The 22,241-nt window shown below is 69.7% G+C and carries 23 protein-coding genes; 8 read left to right on the forward strand and 15 right to left on the reverse strand.

All coding sequences use genetic code 11. The annotated features are described in order from the left end of the window. Nucleotides 1-61 precede the first annotated feature (61 nt). Together ACFPP6_RS09680 and ACFPP6_RS09685 are read right to left on the reverse strand one after the other, a co-directional pair. Nucleotides 62-997 (reverse strand): RNA polymerase sigma-70 factor, encoded by a 936-nt coding sequence (locus ACFPP6_RS09680; RefSeq protein ID WP_382039113.1) that lies wholly within the window; start codon nt 995-997, stop codon nt 62-64. A 158-nt stretch (nt 998-1,155) separates the two neighbouring features. Then, on the reverse strand, nt 1,156-1,629 hold the full coding sequence (locus tag ACFPP6_RS09685) for a carboxymuconolactone decarboxylase family protein (RefSeq protein WP_382039115.1): 474 nt from the start codon (nt 1,627-1,629) through the stop codon (nt 1,156-1,158). Nucleotides 1,630-1,880: 251 nt separating this feature from the next. Between ACFPP6_RS09685 and ACFPP6_RS09690 the strand changes: the two genes are divergently transcribed. The 3 genes from ACFPP6_RS09690 (at nt 1,881) to ACFPP6_RS09700 (ending at nt 7,365) form a co-directional block, all read left to right on the forward strand. Further along, nucleotides 1,881-3,389, forward strand: coding sequence for a hypothetical protein (locus ACFPP6_RS09690; RefSeq protein ID WP_382039117.1), 1,509 nt, complete (start codon nt 1,881-1,883; stop codon nt 3,387-3,389). A gap of 219 nt (nt 3,390-3,608) precedes the next feature. Beyond that, complete coding sequence (helR, locus tag ACFPP6_RS09695; RefSeq protein WP_382039119.1) at nt 3,609-5,765, forward strand: RNA polymerase recycling motor ATPase HelR; 2,157 nt, start codon at nt 3,609-3,611, stop codon at nt 5,763-5,765. A 289-nt stretch (nt 5,766-6,054) separates the two neighbouring features. After that, nucleotides 6,055-7,365 carry a M14 family metallopeptidase gene (locus ACFPP6_RS09700; RefSeq protein WP_382039121.1) on the forward strand — a complete coding sequence of 437 codons (1,311 nt, stop codon included), beginning with the start codon at nt 6,055-6,057 and terminating at the stop codon, nt 7,363-7,365. Nucleotides 7,366-7,424: 59 nt separating this feature from the next. On the opposite strand, the gene ACFPP6_RS09705 is transcribed toward ACFPP6_RS09700, so the two are convergent. Next, a complete protein-coding gene (locus tag ACFPP6_RS09705; RefSeq protein ID WP_382039122.1) occupies nt 7,425-8,330 on the reverse strand; it encodes an amidohydrolase family protein in 906 nt (301 codons plus the stop codon). A 511-nt stretch (nt 8,331-8,841) separates the two neighbouring features. On the opposite strand from ACFPP6_RS09705, the gene ACFPP6_RS09710 reads away from it, so the two are divergent. Then, nucleotides 8,842-9,567, forward strand: coding sequence for an aspartate/glutamate racemase family protein (locus ACFPP6_RS09710; RefSeq protein WP_382039248.1), 726 nt, complete (start codon nt 8,842-8,844; stop codon nt 9,565-9,567). 184 nt (nt 9,568-9,751) lie between these two features. Here the strand turns inward: ACFPP6_RS09710 and ACFPP6_RS09715 are convergent, their stop codons facing one another. Next, nucleotides 9,752-10,381, reverse strand: coding sequence for an SRPBCC family protein (locus ACFPP6_RS09715; protein WP_382039124.1), 630 nt, complete (start codon nt 10,379-10,381; stop codon nt 9,752-9,754). 223 nt (nt 10,382-10,604) lie between these two features. On the opposite strand from ACFPP6_RS09715, the gene ACFPP6_RS09720 reads away from it, so the two are divergent. Next, entirely contained in the window at nt 10,605-11,258 is a 654-nt protein-coding gene (locus tag ACFPP6_RS09720) for a TetR/AcrR family transcriptional regulator (RefSeq protein WP_382039126.1), read from the forward strand. 20 nt (nt 11,259-11,278) lie between these two features. Here the strand turns inward: ACFPP6_RS09720 and ACFPP6_RS09725 are convergent, their stop codons facing one another. The 6 genes from ACFPP6_RS09725 to ACFPP6_RS09750 form a co-directional block, all read right to left on the reverse strand. Then, the gene (locus ACFPP6_RS09725; protein ID WP_382039127.1) at nt 11,279-11,743 is read right to left on the reverse strand and encodes an SRPBCC family protein; all 465 of its coding nucleotides are present in this window, start codon (nt 11,741-11,743) and stop codon (nt 11,279-11,281) included. Next, the gene (locus ACFPP6_RS09730; protein ID WP_382039129.1) at nt 11,740-12,540 is read right to left on the reverse strand and encodes an ABC transporter permease; all 801 of its coding nucleotides are present in this window, start codon (nt 12,538-12,540) and stop codon (nt 11,740-11,742) included. The genes ACFPP6_RS09725 and ACFPP6_RS09730 overlap by 4 nt, the downstream gene beginning before the upstream one ends. Next, the gene (locus ACFPP6_RS09735; protein WP_382039249.1) at nt 12,537-13,172 is read right to left on the reverse strand and encodes an ABC transporter ATP-binding protein; all 636 of its coding nucleotides are present in this window, start codon (nt 13,170-13,172) and stop codon (nt 12,537-12,539) included. The genes ACFPP6_RS09730 and ACFPP6_RS09735 overlap by 4 nt, the downstream gene beginning before the upstream one ends. 110 nt (nt 13,173-13,282) lie before the next feature. Continuing rightward, nucleotides 13,283-14,350: a polyprenyl synthetase family protein gene (locus tag ACFPP6_RS09740; RefSeq protein WP_382039131.1), complete on the reverse strand. Its 1,068-nt coding sequence runs from the start codon at nt 14,348-14,350 to the stop codon at nt 13,283-13,285. A 199-nt stretch (nt 14,351-14,549) separates the two neighbouring features. Next, a complete protein-coding gene (locus ACFPP6_RS09745) occupies nt 14,550-15,929 on the reverse strand; it encodes an FAD-binding oxidoreductase (RefSeq protein ID WP_382039133.1) in 1,380 nt (459 codons plus the stop codon). A gap of 77 nt (nt 15,930-16,006) precedes the next feature. Then, nucleotides 16,007-16,510 carry a putative antibiotic biosynthesis monooxygenase gene (locus tag ACFPP6_RS09750; protein ID WP_382039135.1) on the reverse strand — a complete coding sequence of 168 codons (504 nt, stop codon included), beginning with the start codon at nt 16,508-16,510 and terminating at the stop codon, nt 16,007-16,009. Nucleotides 16,511-16,619: 109 nt separating this feature from the next. Here ACFPP6_RS09750 and ACFPP6_RS09755 point away from each other — a divergent pair, with 109 nt between their 5' ends. Beyond that, a complete protein-coding gene (locus tag ACFPP6_RS09755) occupies nt 16,620-17,186 on the forward strand; it encodes a nucleoside deaminase (protein WP_382039137.1) in 567 nt (188 codons plus the stop codon). Nucleotides 17,187-17,235: 49 nt separating this feature from the next. Here the strand turns inward: ACFPP6_RS09755 and ACFPP6_RS09760 are convergent, their stop codons facing one another. From ACFPP6_RS09760 to ACFPP6_RS09780, 5 genes are all read right to left on the reverse strand, one after another. Beyond that, nucleotides 17,236-17,685, reverse strand: coding sequence for a GNAT family N-acetyltransferase (locus tag ACFPP6_RS09760; RefSeq protein ID WP_382039139.1), 450 nt, complete (start codon nt 17,683-17,685; stop codon nt 17,236-17,238). A gap of 195 nt (nt 17,686-17,880) precedes the next feature. Continuing rightward, nucleotides 17,881-18,441: a hypothetical protein gene (locus tag ACFPP6_RS09765; protein ID WP_382039140.1), complete on the reverse strand. Its 561-nt coding sequence runs from the start codon at nt 18,439-18,441 to the stop codon at nt 17,881-17,883. 188 nt (nt 18,442-18,629) lie between these two features. Beyond that, nucleotides 18,630-19,160 (reverse strand): GNAT family N-acetyltransferase, encoded by a 531-nt coding sequence (locus ACFPP6_RS09770; protein WP_382039142.1) that lies wholly within the window; start codon nt 19,158-19,160, stop codon nt 18,630-18,632. 100 nt (nt 19,161-19,260) lie between these two features. Beyond that, the gene (locus ACFPP6_RS09775) at nt 19,261-20,223 is read right to left on the reverse strand and encodes a serine hydrolase domain-containing protein (protein WP_382039144.1); all 963 of its coding nucleotides are present in this window, start codon (nt 20,221-20,223) and stop codon (nt 19,261-19,263) included. Nucleotides 20,224-20,519: 296 nt separating this feature from the next. Then, a complete protein-coding gene (locus ACFPP6_RS09780; protein ID WP_465269367.1) occupies nt 20,520-20,966 on the reverse strand; it encodes an Lrp/AsnC family transcriptional regulator in 447 nt (148 codons plus the stop codon). A 74-nt stretch (nt 20,967-21,040) separates the two neighbouring features. Here ACFPP6_RS09780 and ACFPP6_RS09785 point away from each other — a divergent pair, with 74 nt between their 5' ends. Both ACFPP6_RS09785 and ACFPP6_RS09790 read left to right on the forward strand, forming a co-directional pair. Beyond that, nucleotides 21,041-21,802, forward strand: a complete 762-nt coding sequence (locus tag ACFPP6_RS09785; protein ID WP_382039148.1) for an AzlC family ABC transporter permease — start codon at nt 21,041-21,043, stop codon at nt 21,800-21,802. After that, on the forward strand, nt 21,795-22,124 hold the full coding sequence (locus ACFPP6_RS09790) for a branched-chain amino acid transporter permease (RefSeq protein ID WP_382039150.1): 330 nt from the start codon (nt 21,795-21,797) through the stop codon (nt 22,122-22,124). The genes ACFPP6_RS09785 and ACFPP6_RS09790 overlap by 8 nt, the downstream gene beginning before the upstream one ends. The last annotated feature ends 117 nt before the right edge of the window (nt 22,125-22,241 follow it).

A 22,241-nucleotide genomic window follows, 5' to 3' on the forward strand; every position in this document is an offset into this window, starting at 1 on the left:
GGGGGCCGGCCTGCCGACCGGTGGACGGCCGGGGGCGGAGCATCCGGCCGTCGCTCCCGGCCTACGCCCCCGCGGTGTTCGACTGCCGACGGACGTGCTTCACCTCGCGGTCGACGGCCCAGGCGTCGGCGACCGCCCCGATGTGGCCGAGCTTGTCGGGATTGATGACCGATCGGATCGTCTGGATCTGCCCGTCGAGCACGTCGAGGACCATCGTGTGGAGCACCTTGCCGTCCCGGTCCCGGAAGATCGCGCCGGGCTGGCCGTTGACCTCGTGCGACTCGAGCGACACGCCGATCCGGACCAGCCAGGGGTAGCCCGTGCCCAGCAACCGGGCCACGTTCTCCGCACCCACGATGGCCCTGGCCAGCTGCGGGGCCTTGCCGCCGCCGTCCCCGACCATCTGCACGTCGGCGGCCAGCAGATTCTGCAACCCGCCCACGTCGCCGTTCTTCAGCGCGTCGAAGAACCGCGTCGCCAGTTCCTGCCGCTCCTGACGGTCCGCTGCGAAGCGCGGCCGCCCGTCCTCCATGTGCCGCCGCGCCCGCACCAGCAGTTGCCGGCATGCCGCCTCCGAGCGTCCCACCGCCGCGGCGACCTCGTCGAACCCGAAGGCGAACACCTCCCGCAGCAGGAAGACCGCCCGCTCCAGCGGGCTGAGCCGCTCCAGCAACAGCAGCGCCGCCATCGACACCGAGTCGGCCAGCTCCACCGCCCGCGCCGGATCCTGATACGGATCGTTCAGCAGCGGCTCGGGAAACCACGGCCCGACGTACTCCTCCCGCCGTACCCGCGCGGAACGCAGCACGTCGATCGAAATCCGTGTCACCGCGGCCGACAGGAACGCCTTGGTCGACGTGGGCCGTGTCGACGAGCCGTCGAAGCGCAGCCACGTCTCCTGCACCGCGTCCTCGGCCTCACTCACGCTGCCCAGAATCCGATAGGCGATCGAGAACAGCAGCGGCCGCAGCTCCTCGAACTCCTCAACCTTGCTCACGCCGAACCCTCTCCCCCTGAAACCCTTTCACCTGGCCGTGTGCGTCGGCGCAGGCGCCTTCTGATGATCATCCGGATCACCGGCGGGCCAGAGTAACGCCCCTGGCCCGGAGGCTCGGAGCCCGCAGCCGGGCTCCGAGCCGGTTACTGCTGCCGCTCTCAGTGGAACTGCCCGGCCTTGTAGTCGCCGGCCGGCTGCCGGGTGATGACGTTCAGCCGGTTCGCCATGTTCATAAGGGAGACCAGGACGACCAGGGCGGTGAGCTGCTCCTCGTCGTAGTACTTGGCGGCGTGTGCCCACACTGCGTCACTGACCCCGCCGGCCGCGTCCGCGACCCGGGTCCCCTCCTCCGCCAGCTCCAGCGCGGCACGCTCGGCCTCGGTGAAGACCGTCGCCTCCCGCCACCCCGCCACCAGGTTCAGCCGCAGCGCGGTCTCGCCGGCAGCGGCTGCCTCCTTGGTGTGTATGTCGATGCATACGGCGCAGCCGTTGATCTGGCTCACGCGCAGCGACACCAGTTCCTGCGTCGCGGCCGGCAGCTGCGAGTCCTTGAGCGCCTTGCCCGCCGCCATGAAGTGCTTGATGACCTTGCCGGCGGTCGGGTCGGTGAAGAAGTTCAGTCGCGCGTCCATGGTGTGCTCCTTGGTGGTCGTCACTGCCTACACCCCCGAGACGAGGTAGCCCGCGCCCCTGTGACATGGGCTGATGTGACGTGGGTCTCCCCGGCCGTGCCGCCGCAAGGGCCTGCTTCCAGGCGGCACGAACACCAAGGCTCAATACACGCGCCGCCCGCCCTCGTGTGTGATCTTTGAGCGTGTCTCCTGAGTCCGTCATGACGCGCCGGTGCCGGCCGGCGCCCGTCCCCGTTCCGGGGCTCGTCGTCTTGGCATTGCTACCGCTGTACGGCGTGTGGGCGCTGTGGCTGGCCACCGGCGGCGGGGACCTCGCCGCGCAGATCGCCTGGGCGCAGTTCGCCCGCGCGCACCCGGATTCCGCGTACAACCTGTCGTGGTACGGCGGCATGCACGTGGCGAACTACAGCCTTCTCACTCCCCTGCTGATGGGCTGGGCAGGGCTCAGGGCCGTGGCCGTGTCAGCCGGGCTGGGTGCGACATGGGCGCTGACCGCCGTGATGTGCCGCGCCCCGGGAGTGCAGGCTCCGCTCTGGCCGGCGCTGCTCGGCGGAGTGGCCGTGTGGTGCAACGTCGCCTGCGGCAGGGTCACCTTCGCCGTGGGGCTGGCCGCCGCCGCGCTGGCGCTGCTGTGGGCGAGTTCCGCTCCCGTCCGCACCGTTCGGACGGCGTGCGCGGCAGGCGTGGCCACAGCAGCCAGCCCACTGGCCGGCCTGTTCCTGTGCGTGGTCAGCGTGGCGTACCTGCTGCGCCGCTCTCCCCGTGCCGGCTGGTCGCTGCTGCTGCCGACGGCCGCCGTGCAGGCCGTGGTCGTCGCCGCATTCCCGTTCTGGGGCGAACAGCCACTGCAGGCTCCCGCCGCGCTGGTGCCGCTGGGCACCTGCATCGTCGCGCTCCTGGTCACTCCCCGTTCCTGGGGGCTCGCGCGCACGGCCACGGCCGTGTACGGCGCCGGCGTCGTGGCCGTGTGCCTGGTGGCCGGTCCGGTCGGCTCCAACATCGAGCGCCTGGGCGTGATCGCGGGTGCACCCTTCATGCTCGCCGCCCGCCTGTCCACCCCGGCCCGTCACCAGTACAGAACCGCTGCGCTGACGTCGGCCACGGTGTTGCTCAGCGTATGGATACTCGGCAAGACCGCCTACGACCTGAGCCTTTACACCCCCGTCCCGGACTGGGCCACCCACACCCGCCCCCTCACGAAGACGCTGCACCGGCTGGGAGCCGACCGCTCGCGCATCGAGGTGCTCCCCGCCCGGGACCACCGGGAGGCATGGCTTCTCGGGCGCGACTTCCATCTGGCCCGCGGCTGGAACCGCCAACTCGATGTCACCCGCGGCAGACTCTTCTACGACGGCACCCTCACCGCCGCGACGTACCGGAGCTGGCTCGATCACCGGGCCGTCAGCCACGTGGTGCTCCACTCGGGCCGCCCCGACGGGCCCGCCGAGGCCGAAGCCGCCCTCATCCGGTCGCACCCCACGTGGCTCCGCAAGGTGTGGTCCGACGCCCACTGGACCGTCTACGCCGTGGACTCCCCGGTCCCTCTGGTTTCCGCGCCCGCCCGAGTCCTGCACACGGACAGTTCCGCCATCGTCCTCGCCGCCGACAAGCCGGCCACGTACACCCTCCGCCTGCCGTATTCCCCACGGCTACGGGTGGACGGCGGCGCACTCCTGGCCCCCGCCGGGGACTTCACGCGCGTCACCACCACCCGGCCAGGGCCGCACACCATCCACTCCCACTACCTCAGCAGCCCGTGACCGCTCCGGGCAGCGGTCCGCCGGCCGTCTCGTCCGAGTCATCCGTGCGCCCTGGACCAGAAAAGCAAAGGCAAGGAGCAGTACCCACTCCTTGCCACTTTTAACTTATAGCGCACAGGGGGCCTTGCGGCAAGGCCCCGGCCGTGGGGCACAATCACGGACCCAGCTCAGAACCTGCCGAAAACGGAGATCCACTAAGTGCGTGTGTTGTCGTCGGACATGACCTCCCTCACCACCAGCGCGTTCGACCTTCCCGACCACCTCTCCCCCAAGGCCGACCCGGCACTGATCGACGGCGACGACCAGCACTTCGCGGCCATCTCCGAGAGCCTCGAGCAGGCGATCGCCGAACTGTCCGACCGCCTCGAAGCCGCGCGCAAGGCGCCCGGCGGCATCGGCCGGGAGGCGATGGACCGGGACGCGGAGATCCACCGCCTGACCAGCCGCCTGCGCACCCTGCGCCGCTTCGGCCTGGACCTGTGCCTGGGACACATCGTCCCTGCGGACACCGCCGAGCCCGTGTACATCGGACGCCTCGGCCTCACCGACAGCACGGGACGCCGGCTGCTGCTCGACTGGCGCTCCCCCGCGGCCGAGCCGTTCTTCGCGGCGACCCACGCCAACCCGATGGGCCTGGCGAGCCGCCGCAGGTACCGCTGGACCCGCGGCCGGATCAGCGACTACTGGGACGAGGTGTTCACCGCCGACGGGCTCGAGGGGCACGCCGCGCTCGACGACCAGTCCGCGTTCATCGCCAGCCTGGGCAGCAACCGGTCGTCCCGGATGCGCGACGTGCTCTCCACCATCCAGGCCGACCAGGACGCCATCATCCGGGCGGGATCCCGCGGTGCTCTCGTCGTCGACGGCGGTCCGGGTACGGGCAAGACCGTCGTCGCTCTGCACCGCGCCGCCCACCTCCTCTACTCCGACCCCCGCCTCGGTCACCGCCGCGGCGGCGTGCTGTTCGTCGGCCCGCACCAGCCCTACCTGGCCTACGTCGCCGACGTCCTGCCCAGCCTCGGCGAGGAGGGCGTGCAGACCTGCACCCTGCGCGACCTCGTCACCGAAGGAGCCGGCGCAGCGGCCGAGACCGACCCGGGCGTGGCCCTTCTGAAGTCGTCCGCGGACATGGTGAAGGCGATCGAGGCGGCCGTCAGGTTCTACGAGGAGCCGCCCACCAAGGGAATGACGATCACCACCCCCTGGGGGGCCGACCTCCGGCTGAGCGCCACCGATTGGGCGGTGGCGTTCGAAGCGGTGGAACCCGGCACTCCGCACAACGAGGCGCGCGAGCAGATACGGGAGGAGCTGATCACCATCCTGATGGACGAGGACGACAGTGACGCCCCGCCCGAGCTGCTCCGGAGGTCGCTGCTGCAGGACCGCGAGCTGACCGGGACCCTCGACCGTGCGTGGCCGATGATCGAGGCGAGCGACCTCGTCGGAGATCTGTGGTCGGTGCCCGCCTACCTGCGCAAGTGCGCTCCCTGGCTCGCCCCCGACGACGTCCGCAAACTGCAGCGCGAGGACGCCCAGGCCTGGACGGTGTCCGACCTGCCCCTCCTGGACGCGGCACGGCAGCGGCTCGGCGACCCGAAGGCGTCCGTACGCAAGCGCCGGCACGACGCCTCCGTCGCCGCCGAGCGTGCGCGCAGGTCCGCCGCCATCGACAGCCTGCTGCAGAACGTCGTCATCGACGAGAGCGAAGGCGCGATGGGGATGCTGCACGGACGGGACCTGCAGGACACCCTGATCGACGAGAGCGCCCTGCCCGGCACCACACCGGACCTGCTCGCCGGCCCGTTCGCGCACATCGTCGTGGACGAGGCCCAGGAACTGACCGACGCCGAGTGGCAGATGCTGCTGCTGCGCTGCCCGTCCCGGAGCTTCACCATCGTCGGTGACCGCGCCCAGGCCAGGCACGGGTTCACCGAGTCGTGGCAGGAGCGCCTCGAGCGGGTCGGGCTCGACCGGATCAACGTGACCTCGCTGAGCATCAACTACCGCACGCCGGAAGAGGTCATGACGGAGGCCGAGCCGGCCATCCGCGCTGCGCTCCCGGACGCCAACGTGCCGGCCTCCATCCGCAGCAGCGGCATCCCGGTCGTCCACGGATCCGTTGCGGACCTGGACTCGGTCCTCGACACCTGGCTCGCCGCACACGCCGACGGGATCGCCTGCGTCATCGGCGATCCCACGTTCCGGGAGACCTCCCGCGTCCGGTCGCTGACGCCGTCGCTGTCGAAGGGGCTCGAGTTCGACCTGGTCGTCCTCATCGACCCGGAGACGTTCGGCACGGGCATCGAAGGAGCCGTCGACCGCTATGTCGCGATGACCCGCGCGACCCGGCAACTCGTCATCCTCACGAGCTCCTGACGCCATCCTGATGGGCCGGGGCCGCTGCCCCTGCTCAGTCCTGGGCGCGCGCGTGCCCCTTTCCGTGCCCCCTGGCCGCCCCCGCGGCCAGGGGGCACGGGGCGCAACAGGGCCAAACAGATCCGGCACTCTGTTGCGCAGGAGTGGACCGGAGTACTTTCCGCCCCATGGGGACACGCGCTCGAACGACCCGCATGACGTACAGATCGCTCCTGACAGCGGCCGTATGCCGCCCCTTTCGACCGGTCGCCGATCCTGGCCCGGGCCCCGGCCCCGTAGGCGGCCACCGATGACGGCTCGCATCCGTATCCGCATCCGCACACTCGCCACCGGCTTCGCCACCGCCGCGCTCGCCCTGACCCTCGTCCAGGCACCCGCGCAGGCCGCTCACACCCCGCCCCGCACCGGCTTCGAAACCGGCTTCGAGCTCAGCGACGGAACCCGCTGGACCACCCAGGCCGAGGAACAGCGCCTCCTGGCCGCCCTCGACCGGTCGAGCGACCGCGTAACCGTCCGCCGCATCGGCACCACCCGCCAGGGCCGGCCGCTCCAGCTGGTCCGCGTCGGCCCGGCCCACCGCACCGCCGAAACCCTCCTCCTCGCCTGCAGCCAGCACGGCGACGAACCCGCCGGCCGGGAAGCCTGCCTCACCCGCATCCGCGACCTCGCCCACGCCACGGACCCGGACACGCGGCGCTTCCTCGAACGCACCACCGTCCTGGTCGTCCCCACCGTCAACCCCGACGGCCGTGCCGCCGACACGCGCACCAACGCGGACGGCGTCGACATCAACCGCGACCACCTCGCTCTCAAGACCGCCGAGAGCCGTGCCCTGGCCGCCGTCATCAGGGACCACCGGCCCGACATCGTCTACGACCTGCACGAGTACGGCGCCACCCCGCCGTATTACGACAAGGACCTGTTCGACCTCTGGCCGCGCAACCTCAACACCGACCCCCGCGTCCACCGGGAGGCGCAGACCCTCTCGGCGGACTACCTACGTCCCGCCGCCCACGACGCCGGGCACAGCACCGGCACCTACGGCATCTGGACCGACCCCGCCACCGGTGACCCGGTCAAACAGGTCGCCGGCGACGGACAGGAGCGCATCCTGCGCAACACCTCCGGCATCAAGCACGCGATCGGTCTGCTCATCGAGAGCCGCGTCAACCCGATGACGGAAGCGGAGAAGGCGGACCCGGCCGTGAACAACCGGCGTCGCGTACGGTCCCACCTCGCGGCGCTGGACGGGATGTTCGCCTTCGCGGACGACCGACGCAGGCAGATCACATCGGCCACGGCCGCTGCACGCGTCAAAGGTCTCGCCGACCGCGGCCCGGTCCACCTCGCCGGCGCCGACAACGAACCCGCACCCCCCGGCCGGACCCTGCCCGACCCGCCCTGCGCCTACCGGCTCACCGCGGAGCAGTACGCGGACACCCAGGACGAACTCGCCCTGCACGGCATCAAGACCATCCCGTCACCCGCGGGCGGCGCGCTGGTCCCGCTGCGCCAGCCGCTGCGGGCCCTGGTGCCACTGCTGCTGGACGCCAGGGCATCGTACGAACTCACCGCGGCCGAACCCGTCGACCACTGCTGACGGGCAGCCCCTCCCGCGCCCCGGGTCCGGCTGGGGCGCAGGAATTCGGGGCGGGGGCTTCACCCCGCCCCGCACACCTCCGGGGCCTCCTTCTTCAGGCCGAGCAGCCGGAAGTAGTTCTGCCCGAGGGCGATGTGGCGGAACGCCTTGTCGCCCAAGGCCTTGTTGATGCGGCTGGTGACCTCGAGCTCCTGCTCGTAGACCTTGTAGTCCTTGTCCCGGGACGCGACGAAGTCGGTACCGGGAATGGCCCGGGTCGGGTACCGGTCGAGGAACGCTGCGTACTTCTGCCGGACGCCGGGCTTACTGAAGTACTGGTCCTCCAGTACGCGCCAGCTGAGGTCCAGGTTCAGCTTGGGGTGGGCGTCCAGGAGCCTCGTCATGATGGAGATGTGCTCGTCGGGATCCATGGTGGACAGTTCCTTGGACAGGCCCATGTGCGCCCACACGATCTTGTTCTGCGGGTAGCGCCTGAGGGTCTCCTCCATCAGGTGGAGGTATTTCAGCGGTTCCTTGTCGCTGCCGAGATCCGAGTGGATGGTGATCGGGATCCCCCGGTCCCGCAGCACCTTCATGAACGGCGCCCAGTTCTTGATGTTCTCGCTCGTCGCGGACGTGTGGTGATTGGGGAACAGCGCCTGCTTGACGAGGTTCACCTCCCCCGCCCACCGGAACATCCCCGGGAACTCCTTGTCGTAGAGCGCGATCCCGGGCGGGATGGTCTCGGGGTGGTTGAGGTCCATGAAGGTCATGGAGAGCGTGAGGTCGGGGTCCTCGGGCTTCGCCTCCAGGTAGTTCAGGGCGTTGGCGAAGTCGTTCTTCATACTCGGCACCACGGGTGTGCCGGGGCAGTTGAGGTAGTAGGTGCAGCCGGAGTCCACCGGCAGCATCTGCCCGATGCCATAGACGCTCGCGTGGTGGACACCGCTCTTGCTCAGGTAGCCGTTGAGCTCCTCGAACGGCACCGGCCGGCCACCGAACGGACGGAAGTGAAGGTGGCTGTCGACCACCGAGGTGTACGGCTCTCTCGCGCGGTCGAAGCATCCGTGTTCCGCCAGGGCGCGGCCTACGCCTGCCGGAGAAGCGGCGATGGCCACCGCCGTCAGAACCGCGCCTGCGATACCGAGCCGCCTGCTGATCCGGGTCGCACTGCTGATGACGGCCTCCGCTCATTCAGTGCGGCGGAGGCCAGGCCAAGCCCTCGGGAAGGTGCCGGCACACCGCACACATTCGTCACAGAGCGCTACTGAATCATTCCCCTGCACGCATCCGGCAGGGCGCGCGGGGCGCACCCGAAGCACCCCCGTCAACTTTCACACCCACAGGTGGCACAACGCTCCCGCCACGCCGCTGAAAGCCACGCCTCGAAGCGCCCCAAGCAATCCTTATCCAGATACAGCAAATCCAGCTTCTGCCTTATGGTTCGTGTGAACGCGGTGATGTACGAGGAGCGGGGACATGAGCGTGGATACGGACATGAAGACGATCGGACTGATCGGCGGGATGAGTTGGGAGTCGACGGCGGAGTACTACCGGATCCTGAACGAGCGGACGCGCGAGCGGCTCGGCGGCCTCCATTCGGCCCGCTGCGTGCTCCACTCCGTGGACTTCGCGGAGATCGAGCAGTTGCAGGTCCAGGGCCGCTGGGCGGAGGCCGGCGAGGTTCTGGCCCGCGCCGCCCGGTCGTTGGAGGCGGCCGGTGCCGAACTGCTGCTCATCTGCACCAACACCATGCACAAGGTCGCCGACTCCGTCGAGGCGGCGACATCGGTCCCGCTCCTGCACCTCGCGGACGCCACCGCAGCCGCCGTCCGCGCCGCGGGACTGCGCCGGGTGGGGCTGCTGGGAACCGCGTTCACGATGGAGCAGGACTTCTACCGGGGCCGGCTCGCCGCGGGCGGGCTCGACGTGTGCGTCCCGGACTCCGCGGGGCGTGAGCTCGTTCACCGGGTGATCTACGAGGAGTTGTGCGTGGGCGTCGTCCGCGACGAGTCGCGTGCGGCCTACCGCCAGGTCGTCGAGAAGCTCGTCGCCGAGGGCGCCGAGGGCGTCATCCTGGGGTGCACCGAGATCGAGCTCCTCATCGGCCCCGAGGACAGCCCCGTACCGCTCTTCCCCACCGCCCGCCTCCACGCCGAGGCAGCGGTCGACGCGGCCCTGGCCGGCACGGACTCGGTGTGGTGGCGTTCGCCCGTGACCTGAGGTGGCACTCGGAAGGGCCGGCGGACGATCCCGCCGCCCCGGACCGCGAGGTACTGCGCGCCTCCCGGCTCCGCGTGCCGGCCGCCGCCGACCTGATCGTGCCCGGCCACGGCGGCCCGTTCAAGGCCGACGACAGGGTGCCGCGCCAGGACTCGTCCGAGGCTGGTCGGCGGTCGGTCCTATTTCAGTGCGGCCGGTCGTGGTGGGTGGGGGCTTCGGCCGCGGTCTTGAGGTCGCGCAGCCATGCTTCGAGGCCCTGGCGGAGGATCGCGGTCGCGGCAGGGACGTCGGCTTCGACCTCGGCACCGGCGTGGGTCTCTTCGGTGCTCACGCGGACGCCGTCCTTGACCTCGGTGAAGTTCCATACGTGGACGCCGTCGATGCGCAGCCCCTCGGCGACCGCGGGGCCGGTCCAGCGGATGCAGGAGTTGTGCTTGAGCTGCTCGACGGTCGAGGTGATCTCCAGACTGGTGGCGGGAGTCGTGGGGTTGGGAGGCACCGGGGTCGTCCACCGGAACGCCGAACCCTTGCGGAACGGACCATGGTCGAGGCGTTTCATGGTCGAGATCGCCCCCTGCCAGGACGGCCAGCGCTCCACGTCGGTCTGCAGCTTCCAGACGGTCCGCAGGGGCGCGTGGATGACGGTCTCGGCCCGGTGGCGGACGAGGGCGTCGGGGTCGACGCCCTCTCCGCGGCAGGTGAGGGACTTGGCGGGGTGAGAGGCGGTGGCGGGGGCTGCGGCCCCGGCCGGTGCGGCAGCGGTGCCGAGGATGCCGGTGGCGACGAGCGGGACGGCGAACAGGGCAGCGCGCATGCGGGTGCTACGGGCACTTCGGGTGCTACGGAAGCCGGACATGGTGTTCCCCTCGTCGGGCGGAGTGCACGGTCGCGCAGCCGCACCGCACATTCCGCACCGGGCTAGCTCTAACCTTCGTTAGAAGTTATAACGCGATGCGAAGTGATGGGTCAACAGGTCCGTGATACCCTCTAACCAAATCTTGAAGGCGTAGCCACACGGGCGGGGAAGGCGGCAGGCCATGGCGACGACGGACGCGAGCAGTCCGCGGGAGCGCTATCGCACCCAGGTGCGCGCGGAGGTCAAGAAGCACGCCTGGGAGCAGATCGCCACGGCGGGGGCGTCCGCGCTCTCCCTCAACGCGATCGCCAAACAGATGGGCATGAGCGGACCCGCGCTCTACCGCTATTTCGCCAGCCGCGACGAGTTGATCACCGAACTCATCCGGGAGGCGTACCGAAGCCTCGCCGAGACCCTCCGCACGGCCTCCGCCACCGGCGCCGACCTGGCCGCACTGGCCCACGCCCTACGAGCCTGGGCCATGGACGACCCCCAGCGGTATCTCCTCGTCTACGGCACCCCCGTCCCCGGCTACCAGGCGCCCGAGGACATCACCGGCATCGCCGACGAGATCATGAAAACCCTGCTCGACGCGTGCACGGCGCTCGCCCCGGACGGCCCCGCGACTCCGTTCACCACCCACCTGGAAGGCCACCGGGACTGGGCCGCCGGCCACCCCGCCCCACCCTCGGCCCTCCACCGGGCCCTGGCCTTCTGGACCCGGCTGCACGGCGTCCTGTCCCTGGAACTCGCCGGCCACTTCGCCGACATGGGCTTCGATCCCGCCCTGTTCTTCGCAGCCGAACTGGACGACCTCCTGGCACACCCGGCCTGACGACGCACGCGGCGTTCCGCCTATCCGGGCCGCCCGGGCCGGCGCTGAACACCGGCTACGACACCACGCTGTCCCGATCGCATGGCCACGGCGTGGTTGAGGTGGAAGAACGGGCGCGCCAGTGGCATCCAGCGCCGCAACGCGGCCTTCCTGACGCTGACGTGCTCAGTGAAGGAGGCCACGCAGCCGTGCCCGCCGTCGTCCCCCACGCACCACCGCACGTTGCCCGCGATGTCCCCTTCGAGTGCCGCCTCCAAGACGCGCTCGACCGGGTCCTCGACGACCGGTGTCAGCCGTACCGTCAGCTCGTAGGGCAGCATCGACCTGATGACGAGCTCGCACTCCCGTTCTCCGGTCTGCTTCACGGAACGGAAGGCCGGCCACCATCCGGGGTAGTGCTCGATGTCGGCAAGCTTGGCGTACATGGTGCCGGGCGGGAGCGGTGCCCTCCAGAGTCCGGCGAAGCGCATCTCGTGGCGGCTCACGTCAGCCTCCTTGTCAGCCGTGCGCTCCCGGGCACCCGCAGATGGTTGCGGGTGCGAGCGAAGAAAGCGGCCGTTCCGAGTCCCCACATGAGGACGAACCACAGGGGGCCCAGGAGGAGGTGCCCGTACGGGGTGTCCGTGGAGGTGAAGCCGGCGGCAACGCTGACCTGTGTCGGACCGTAGCCGGGGAGCAGCTGGAGCCCGTCCTTGTCGGCTCCCGTGTTGCTCATGGGGTTCTGCAGCATGGTGTCGAGCAGACTCGCCATGATGATGACGAACAGCGCCGCCAACTCGTTGCGCAGAAAGGCGCCGAGGAGGACGCCGATACCGCCGTAGGCGACCGCGGCGGTGAACAGACCGAGCGCGAGGAGCCCCGGCCGGGCGGGATCCCAGTACCAGCAGATGACGGCCGTCGTGTAACCCGCAATGAGGGCGGCGGCGACGGTCATGGCGATGACCTTGCTCAGGAGCAAATAAGTACGGGGGTATCCGGCGAACGCGAGCCTGCGGTCGAAGGCGAGGGACTTGAAGGTCGTGATGAACATCATGAAGCCGACGATGAGTGTCACCGTATTGACGGCCCCGGACACCATCGTCAGGTGATTTCCGTTGACGGTGACGGTGCGCCCCGCCGCGCGCAGCAGGAACCGCGCCGGCGCCGGGGTGACGAACAAGTGCTCCAGCGTCAGCCAGAGAGGGATGTACACGACGACCAGCACCGAGGCAAGATGGTTGCGGGCGTGTTCCAGGAGGGCGAACGAGGCGCCCGTGCGGAGACCTCTCTGCGTACGGTTCACCGGTCCGCCCCTCGCGCCGCCACCGGGCGCATCGCGCCGGACTCCCCCGGTGCCGCCACTCCGTGACGCAGCCGGAGCACGACGTCGAGCCGCTGGGTGTCCCAGGCCAGGTGCGACACGACGAGGACACAGCGTCCCCGCTCGCGGAGCCGGGCCGCGACGTCCCAGAAGCGGAGGTAGGTCTCCCAGTCGAAGCCCTGGTACGGCTCGTCCAGCAACAGCACGTCCGGGTCGTGCATGAGCGCCAAGGTGAGGTTGAGCTTCTGCCGGGTGCCTCCGCTGAGGACCTCCACACGGGTGTGCCGGTATTCGGCGAAACCGAGTTCTTCCAGCAGTTCTTCGGCTCGGTCGAGCCCCTCCAGGCCGTAGGCGGTCCGGAACCAGCTCAGATGCTGGTCGACGGTGAGGGCGTCGTTGAGCACCGTCTCCTGCGGGCAGTACCCCAGGGAGCCGCCGTGCTCGACCTTGCCGGAGTCGGCGGCGATCTGGCCGCACAGGATACGCAGCAGCGTGCTCTTGCCGGAGCCGTTCTCACCCACGACGCCTGCCAGTGTGCCGGGCTCCAGGCTGAACGAAACGCCTCGAAGCACACGGCGTGACCTGTAGGACTTGTGTACGTCGTGCACGCGCAGAGCGTGCGGGGTTCGGGGCACGGCGAGTGCTTCCTCCTGCGTATCGGCCGTCTTCGTCGTAACCGTCATCGTGGCGAACGCCATCGTGGCGAACGCCATCGCGGTGACTGTCAGCTGCTGCGGCGGGACAGGTCGGTGATGAAATGCCGCCACTGTTCCCCTGCGTCGGCAGGGATCGCCGCCTCGCCGAGGGCGGCGACTGCCGACGCCACGTGGCGGACGGCCACCTCCTCGGCACGTCTCCTGCTCTCCGTCTCCTCCAGCAGCCGCATGGCTTCGGGGACGTCAACCGGACCCGGCGGACCGGCGTCCAGCAGGGCCGCGAGCCGCTGACCGGCGGCTGTACCGGAGCCGACCGCGAGCAGCAGGGGCAACGTCTTCTTGCCGCGCATCAGGTCCGTCCCGACGGGCTTCCCGGTGACCGTGCTCTCACCCCACAGGCCGAGGATGTCGTCGAGGATCTGGAAGGCCACCCCCAACTCGGTCCCCGCGAAGTGGAGTGCTTGCGTCACGGGGGCCGGCGCGTCGGCCAGCACGGCGCCCAAAGCCGCGGCACAGCCGAAGAGGGCGCCGGTCTTGCCGCGCGCCATGTGCACGTACTGGTTGGGAGAGGCCTCGCGCACGGACCACCCTTCGAGCGAAAGGTCCTCCGCCTGCCCCTCCACCATCTTCTCCACCGCCACGATGAGAGCGTTGGTGGCCGCGGCGGCCCCGGGAGCCTGCGCGTGGAAGATCCCGGCGACCGCCTGCACCACGAGAGCGTCACCGGCGAGCACGGCCGGGCCCGTACCGAACGCGGCCCAGGCGGCAGGCCGGCCGCGCCGCTCGGTGTCACCGTCCATGACGTCGTCGTGCAGCAGGGAGAGCTGGTGCACGAGCTCCACGGCCGTTCCGGCGACGGCGGCGAACCGCTCCGGCGCTCCGACGGAGCGGACCGACAGCACCGCCAGCGCCGCGCGCACGCGCTTGCCGGCTCGTTGCACGAGACCCGCGGGGTCCTCTGCGTCCCACCCCATGTGGTAGCGGCACACCCGGGCCACGGACGGGTGAAGCCGTGCCACGATCCTGCGCAGCTCGGGCTCGACGAGGGCCGCCCCCCGCTTGAGGACCTCGTCGGTCCCGGGCGACAGCTCCGACGTGCCGTGGGCGACAGTGCTGTGCAACAGAATGCGTGTCATCACTGCCTCGTCCCGCCCGGTGGTCCGCAGCCCGCAGTGGTCATTTCGGGCCTCCGCCCACCGCATAACGACACCGACGATCGAGGAGTTACGGCGGCAGCCGCGGTCCGGCCGGATTCAGCAGCCGGCTGCGGCTGCCCGTGCTCGCTGCCGGCAAGGCCACTCGATACGTCCGAGGCGTCCGCCGGGCTCCCTCAGGTCACGGTGCCAGGTAGGAGTGGAAGACGTTCTCCGGGTCCCATGCGGCTTTGAGCTCCTGCAGGCGGTCCCAGTCGGCGGGTGCGTACGAACGCCGGGCACGGGAGACGTCGGCTTCCAGGTCCGTCTCGCCGATGTAGCGCCCGCCGTGGCCCGACGGGTCGGCCGAGGCCATGGCGTCCCGCAGCCACTGCACGTTGGCCGCGTCCGCGGCGGGGTCGTCCCAGACCGCGTAGCAGACGAGGTAGGAGTCTCCGAGCGGCGAGAAGGCCATGTTCCGTAGCAGAGCAGGGTCTTCGGATGCGGGTTGCACCGGCGCGAGTACGAGAGACTTGCCGGAGGGCGCGTGGGCCACGGCGTCGGCCATACGGTTCAGTTGTGTCTCGTACGACTCCTCCGACCACAGCGTGTCGGCCGCGTACCGGTGCGCCGAAGGCCATGCCGCGCCGGTGCCCTGGTGCAGGCGGGCGAACGACGTCGGCTCGGGCCCTTGCCGGAGGACGGTGCTGTCGGCGAAGAGGCAGGACCCGGCGGGCGAGAGAGCGGCGAGTGCTTCTTCCTGCGTCGTGGCGAATGCGGTCATGCCGACCAGGATCCGCGGACCGGGCGGTGCTGTGGGGGTCGGTTCACCGGAGGCGGTGAGGACGAAGGCCGTCTCGACGTTCACCGGGAGTTCGCGGGCGACCTGTTCCGCCCAGGCCGCCACGGGACCGGTTGCGGCCAGTGGGAAGGTGAGTCTGGTGGTCACGACGGCCCCCGGGTGGGGGTGCAAGCGGAGCCGGAAGCGGGTGACGACGGCGAAGAAGCCGGGCCCCGCGCCGCGGGCGGCCCAGAAGAGGTCGGGGTTGACGGTCTCGCTGCAGGTGACCGTCCGGCCGTCGGCGGTGACGGCCTGGATCTCCAGGACGTCGGCGCATGACGGTCCCCAGGCGCGAGAGTTCCATCCGAGTCCGCCGCTGAGCAGGAATCCGCCCGCGGCGACGGAGGGGCAGTGGCCCACGGGAAAGGCGAGGTCGTACGGGGCCAGCGCCTTGACCAGGTCCTCTCCGGTGGCGGCGGGCCCGACCACTGCCGTCACCGACCCCGGGTCGATGCTGCACCGCCGGAACCCGGAGAGGTCGATCAGCAGGCTCCCGTCGCGGAGCTGGGAGCCGGACCAGTTGTGTCCGCCGGAACGTGTCGAGATGCGGAGCCCTTCGGAGCGTGCACAGGAAAGGGCTTCCGCAACGTCCCGCTCGGACGCTGCCTGCACGATGGCCTCGGGGAAGCGCTCCGGCTTGAGCCCGTTCCACACCGCGGCGGCCCTGGCGCTGTCGTACGCGCGGTCGCCTCGCCGGATCAGGGTTCCTTCGAAGCGTGCTGAGGGTGAGCGCCCGGGCATTCTGGCCTCCTCGATGGGCCTGTTGTGGCCGACGGTGGTGGCGATGGCGGTGGTGACGGTGTCGGTGGCGGTGGCGGTCAGTGGGTCGTCAGGCCGAAGACCCCGATGATCTTGAACAGCTCGGATCCCATGAAGCCGGGGAACTTCTCCTGCGCCTTGAGGACCTTCTTCTGCCACCGCAGGAAGCCCTCCTCGCGCCCGGGCTTCACTTGATGGGAGATGACGGCGGTGACGGTCTCGGGGGTCTGTTCGGCCGTGGTGCCGCCGCGGAGCACCTCTTGTGTCGGATCCGCTTCGAAAAGGCTCCGGCCTTCGGCGAGCAGTTGCCGCCGGCGGTCCGATTCCAGCCAGGCGGTGAGGCAGTCGATTCCGGAAAACCGGAATACTGCCACCCATTCGTTTTCCGAGCCGACGCCGGGCGGGTACACCTCGGAGCCCTCGAACCCGTCGAATTCGCGGGCCGCCTCGTTCGTCCGGTTCTGCCAGCGCTGGTACTCGTCGACGTGGCCTGCGCGCACCTTCTGCGAGGTCACAACGGTGGCGTTCTCGGCCGTGGAGTCACGGCTTGCACGTGGACTCACCTGGAGTAGCCTAGTCGATACGGAATTTATAGGGCAAACCGGGTGTTTGATTACCTGCTCCGCGAGCCCCCTCCGCAGCGGGAAACCGACGCCGACGGGAGACTCCGCGATGGAACACAAAGAGCTCATCACCGAGGCGGTGCGCCTTGCCACCGAGTCCGTGGAGAACGGCTGGGGCGGCCCCTTCGGCGCAGTGATCGCCCGCGACGGGAAGATCATCGCTCGTGGGCAGAACCGGGTCCTCCTGACCGGAGACCCCACGGCCCATGCCGAAGTAGAAACAATCCGCAAGGCCGTGCAGTACCTCAACCCGGAAGCCCCGTCGATCGCCGAAGAGCACCAGAACGAGAGCACCCTGGAATACGTCCCCCGCCCTGAGGGCTCACCGGACCCCGTACCCGAGCGCGCCCGCATGCTCCAAGGCTGCTCCATCTACATCAGCGGCGCTCCGTGCCCGATGTGCATGAGCGCCATCTACTGGTCCCGGATCGATGCCGTCTACTTCAGCTGCGCGTTGGACGACACCCGGCGCATCGGTTTCGACGATTCCTTCCAGTACGAGGACTTCGGGAAGCCGCTCGACGAGCGGCGGATCAAGATCGAGCAGATCCACCCCGAGATCGGCGCACACGCCTACGAGGCCTGGACGAACAAGCCGAACCGGCACCCCTACTGAGCGCCCGTCGGCCACGTTTTCCCTTCCCGTGCCGTCCTCGGCTCCAGTGCTACAGCAGTCGTTCGAAACACAAAGAACTCTCAACGCCGGCATAGGCACCGAAATTCGGAATCCGCCCGTAGCCGGAGCGTGTGTAGAAGCGCACGGCGTCGGGCTGGCGGTCGCCGGTCTCCAATCGAAGGCTCGTCCACCCCTGCCCACGCGCCCAGTCCTCCAGCGTGCAGAGGATGCGTGTGGCGACTCCTGAGCCGCGCAAGGCCGGGGATACGTACATGCGCTTGACCTCGCCGACCCCGTCACCGAGGTCGCGAAGCCCTCCGCACCCCACAGCGGTGCCGTTGTCCTCGCGGGCCACGAAGAACACTGCGATGTCCGCTGCCGACGGCGCCACCCCGGGCTCGCTGTCCGGGGTTCCGTAGGTCGCAGCGATCTCAGCTCGCTGCCGGTCACGCAGTCTGCCGGCATCCGGGTCCGCCCAGGGCACCTGTTCGATCTTCATGCTGCAGAGTCTGCCGAGAATCTGTTTCGGGCGGGTAAATCCATGCACCGCGGTGAAGTCGCCGCCGCCTTCGGTGACCGCCGGAACTGCTGTACCGGGCGTACGAGGCGGAGCCGCCGATGCCGCCGATGCCGCCGGAGCAGCTCCGCCACCAGAGGCACCGCCGCCGTACCGAGCAGGACCTACGGCCTGGGACTACAGGAGGGCGTACGAGCTCGCCCGGTCGTTCATGGCATCCCCCACATAGGGCGTGGAGTCGCGGTACTCCTGGTGCGTCCCGGTCTGGTGGGGGTCGGCCCAGAGTTCGATCCAGCAGGCTACGGGGATGACCGAGCTGATGCTGTCCGCCCAATCGGTGAACTCGCCCGCATAGTCCCGGCCGTTGCCGCTCCGGCATGCGCCGCCGTTGAGAATGATCGACGCGCCTCCGAAGTTCCAGTGCTCGTAGAGAATGGCGAGCTCGGCATTCAGGCCGCCTCTCGCGGCGGAAGCCGCGCGGAGTCTGTCGGCCAGCGTCCGGTCCCGCGCGGCGTCCTTGGCGAAACGGGGCGCGTCAGTGATGCGTCCCTCCGTGGAGGCGGCGACGGCCTCGCGGAACGTGCCGAAGCACCGGGTGCTGTCCGTGTCGACGTCGACCAGGCAGGTCTTGCTCCCGGACACGGACTCCGTCCGGGCCTGCGCGGTGGTGCTCCCGGCGGCCAGGACCAGCAGTCCGGCGCCTGCGGCTATGGCGATACGCGTCACACGTGAACTCATGGGCAACTCCCAGATCGTGGACTCTCTGCCAACACCCGGGATCCTTCCGCTGCGCCAGGCATACACCAAGGGCATTCCCGGCCAGTTGAACGCTGCACTGTTGCGTCACGGACTGTGGTCGCGGCCACCGGGCCGGGGGTGGGTGCCGCCCCCCGGCGGCGGGCGCCCCCCTGGCGGTCTGTCCGCCGTCAGCCGACCCGCCGGGCCAGCACCTGTCCCGGCCAGGCTCCGGACAGGAACCGGTCGGTGGGGGTGAACCCGTTCCGCTCGTAGAACGCGACCAGCTCGCCCCCGCCACCCGCCCAGCAGTCGACCCGCAGCAGCTTCACGCCGGCCCGCCGGGTCTCCTCGGCGGCATGGGCCAGCAGTGCCGCCCCGATACCCAGACCGGCGTGCCGGCGGTCGGAGACCAGCAGCCGGACGTACCGCTCGGGTTCCTCTGCCGGTGTGATCGGCATCTGCGGGCTGGGACCGGAGTCCAGCACCAGGGCTCCCGCAGGTGCTCCGTCCAACTCCGCGATGTAGGGGGCGTTCTCGGTCGTGTACCGCTCCACCCGCGCCACCCCACCCGGCCTTTGTGAATGCGGAGTCGTGCCCCACTGCTCGGTATTGCCGCGATCGTTCATCCAGACCACCGCGGAATCGAGCATGCCCAAAATGGCCGGCGCGTCGGCCAGGCTGCCCGGTCTGATCCGTATGCCATGAGTGCTGTCGTTCACGGCCGAAGTTTAGGCACTCCCGAGTGGGCCCCGACTCGAGGGACGCGGGGGCGTCGGACGTCGGCACCCTGGCCGAGGTCCGAGGTCGTCGGCCGCCCGGTCATTTGGTCCAGATGTCCAGCAGTTGGTTCGCTGCCCGGAAATTGTCGGGTGACTCCAAGTTGCACACCACGGTGACTGCAGTGTTCCGGTCCGGGCTCACCTTGAAGGTGCTGTGGAATTGCTCCCAGTCGCCGCGGTGCACCAGGCTCTCGTCGGGGAGAAGGAGGATTCCGGCCCCGTACCGCCCTTCTTCGATGCCGCGCTGACGCAGGGCGTCGCCCACGCTCACTGCCCCCTCCGTGACTCCGGCGAGCAGTTCCGTTCCACCGATGCGGCCGGTGCGGTAATTGTCGGCCCAGCGGACGAATTCCCCAGGAGTGGATTGAACGGACCCGTCTCCGTACTGCTTCCAAGGGGAGGAGTTCGGGGTGAAGGAGCCGTCCTTCTCGTCGTACGACTTCGCCTTGCCGGGAACGTCCACTGCCGGGGACAAAGTCATGCGCAGGTGCAGCGGGGCGAAGAATTCCTGCTGGAGAAACCTCGGGAACGGCTTGCCGGTGACCCTTTCGACAACGTGGGCCAGGAGGACGTAGTTGGAGTTGGAGTAGGAGAAACGCTCACCTGGCGGATCCTCCGGCCGTGAGGCGAGGATGGCCGCGATCGCTTCCTGCTGGCCGGCCGGATCCGTCAGCTCGATGCCCTTGGCCTCCAGCAGATCCTGGTAGTCGGGAATGCCGCTGGTGTGATGCATCAGGTCACCCAGCGTGACGTCCTGGGTCCAGGCGGGCGGGTCGTCGAGGAAATCGGACAGGGGGTCGCTCAGTGCGAGCTGATGCCGCCCGGCCAGCAAAAGCACGGCATCTGCGGTGAATTGCTTGGAGTTTGACGCCATGTCGAAGACCGTCTTCGAGGTAATGGCACGCCCGGTCGCCAGGTCGGCTTTTCCTCTCCCCGCCTCCCAGACGACATCACCGCGTATGCCGACCGCGGCCGCGCAGCCCGGGCCACCGGCGGAAGGCACCAGCTCCTGGAGGACCTCCGCACTGCGTTTCTCGCGGTCGTCACCGGCCGCCTATGCCTGCGGGCCCACGGCACCGGAAAGCGCGACCACAATCATGGCGCCCCCGGCTGTGCACAACGACGCCATCCGATTCACGTAGACCACCTTCTTCTTCCCTGCTATCGAGATTCCTCCGGCGGCCATGCCCTGGCCAATCGATCAAGAGTCGGCGGATTCTGCGTGAGTTCGGCGAGGGCGCCGAAGCGGATCCGCGTCTCCGGCTGCCGGAGCCGACCGTGAGCCGTCGCGTGCCGCGCTCACTGGCTGGTCTTGATCTCCTTCATGGTCAGGTGGGATTCGAGGCGGAGGACGGCGGGCAAGCAGCTGAGCTTGCCGGTGAGGAAGGCTTCGTAGGCGGCGTGGTCGGCCACGGCGACGCGGATGAAGTAGTCCGGACGCCCGTACATGCGGCGGAACTCGACGACCTCGTCGTAGGAGGCGACGGTGTCCTCGAACTCCTCGAAGCTCTTGCGGTCCTGGGCGTAGATCTCGACGTCGATGAGGACCTCCAGCCCGCGGCCCATGGCCTCGGGGTTGACGACGGCCCGGTATCCGGCGATGACGCCGGTCTCTTCCAGCCGCTTGACCCGGCGCAGGCAGGGCGGCGGGGTCAGGCCGACCCGCTTGGCCAGCTCGACGTTGGTCAGTCGCCCGTCCTGACGGAGATGAAACAAAATTTCTCGGTCAACGTCATCAAGGCTCACTTCATTGCTCACAGCCTCATCATAGGGCGATAAGCAGCAACCATATGAGGCAGGATTCTTCCTAAAATTTCTCCATGCACATAAGCCCTGCTGTCACCGAGGGCCGTCCTCGGCCTGCACCCGTCCCTGCGCCCGTCCCTCCGTCCGCCCGACCGTCCGAGGCGCGTGCGGCGTTCAATGACTCCGCGGGCGCCGGCCTGGGATTCATCCCGCTCGGCCTCGCCTTCGGCGCGCTCGTGACCCAGTCGGGCCTGGACTGGTGGTGGGCGGGGCTGTCCGCGACGCTCGCCTTCGGCGGATCGTTCGAGTTCCTGCTCATCGGCATGGTCACGGCCGCGGCCCCACTGGCGGCCGTCGCGCTGTCCGCGTTCATGGTGAACGTCCGGCACGTCTTCTACGCGCTGTCCTTCCCCCTGCACCGCATACCCGGACGCCTCGGCAAGACGTACGCCACCTTCGCCCTGTGCGACGAGGCGTACGCCCTGACCACCGGGAAGCAGGCCCGCTCCTGGTCCGGCCGGCGCATGCTGTGGCTGCAGTTCTTCCTGCACCTGTACTGGGCGGGCAGCGCAGTGGCCGGAGCCCTGCTCGGCTCCCTCATCCCGGACGGCGTCACGGGCCTGGACTTCGCCCTCACCGCCATGTTCACGGTCCTGGCCCTCGACGCGGTCCGGGACCTGCGCGGCGACCTGCCCACCCCCGCGCTCGCCCTGCTCAGCGCCCTGACCGCCCGGCTCCTCTTCCCGGGGCAGATGCTCCTGGCCGCCTTCGCCCTGTTCACCGCCGCCCTCCTGGCCCGCCACCTCACCACCGGCAGGAAGCCGACCCATGCCTGACACGCGCTACGCCATCGCCGCCGTCCTCGTCGCCGCCGCCGTCACCTGGGCTCTGCGGGCCCTCCCCTTCGCCGCCCTCACACCCCTGCGCTCCAGCAGCACGGTGCGGTACCTCAGCACCCGCATGCCCGCCGGCGTCATGGTGATCCTCCTCGCCTACTGCCTGCGCGACCTCCCCCTCACCCACACGCGAACCCTGGCCCCGCTGGCCGCCCTCGCCGTCACCGTCGGCCTGCACCTGTGGCGCCGCAACGCCCTGCTGAGCATCCTCGGCGGCACAGCCACCCACGTAGTCCTGGCGAGCACGGTCTTCGCCCCCTGAAGCCCGCCTGACACGGACACTCAGCACCGTCGCCGCCCTCAAGGGCAAGGGCCATGGGGTGACGCCACGTGGGCGAAAGCACGGCGTGGTGCGCCGAGGCTTCGCCCCCGGAGGCCA

Origin of the sequence: Streptomyces aureoversilis, assembly GCF_042657885.1 — a bacterium.
In the GTDB taxonomy this organism is placed as follows: domain Bacteria; phylum Actinomycetota; class Actinomycetes; order Streptomycetales; family Streptomycetaceae; genus Streptomyces; species Streptomyces aureoversilis.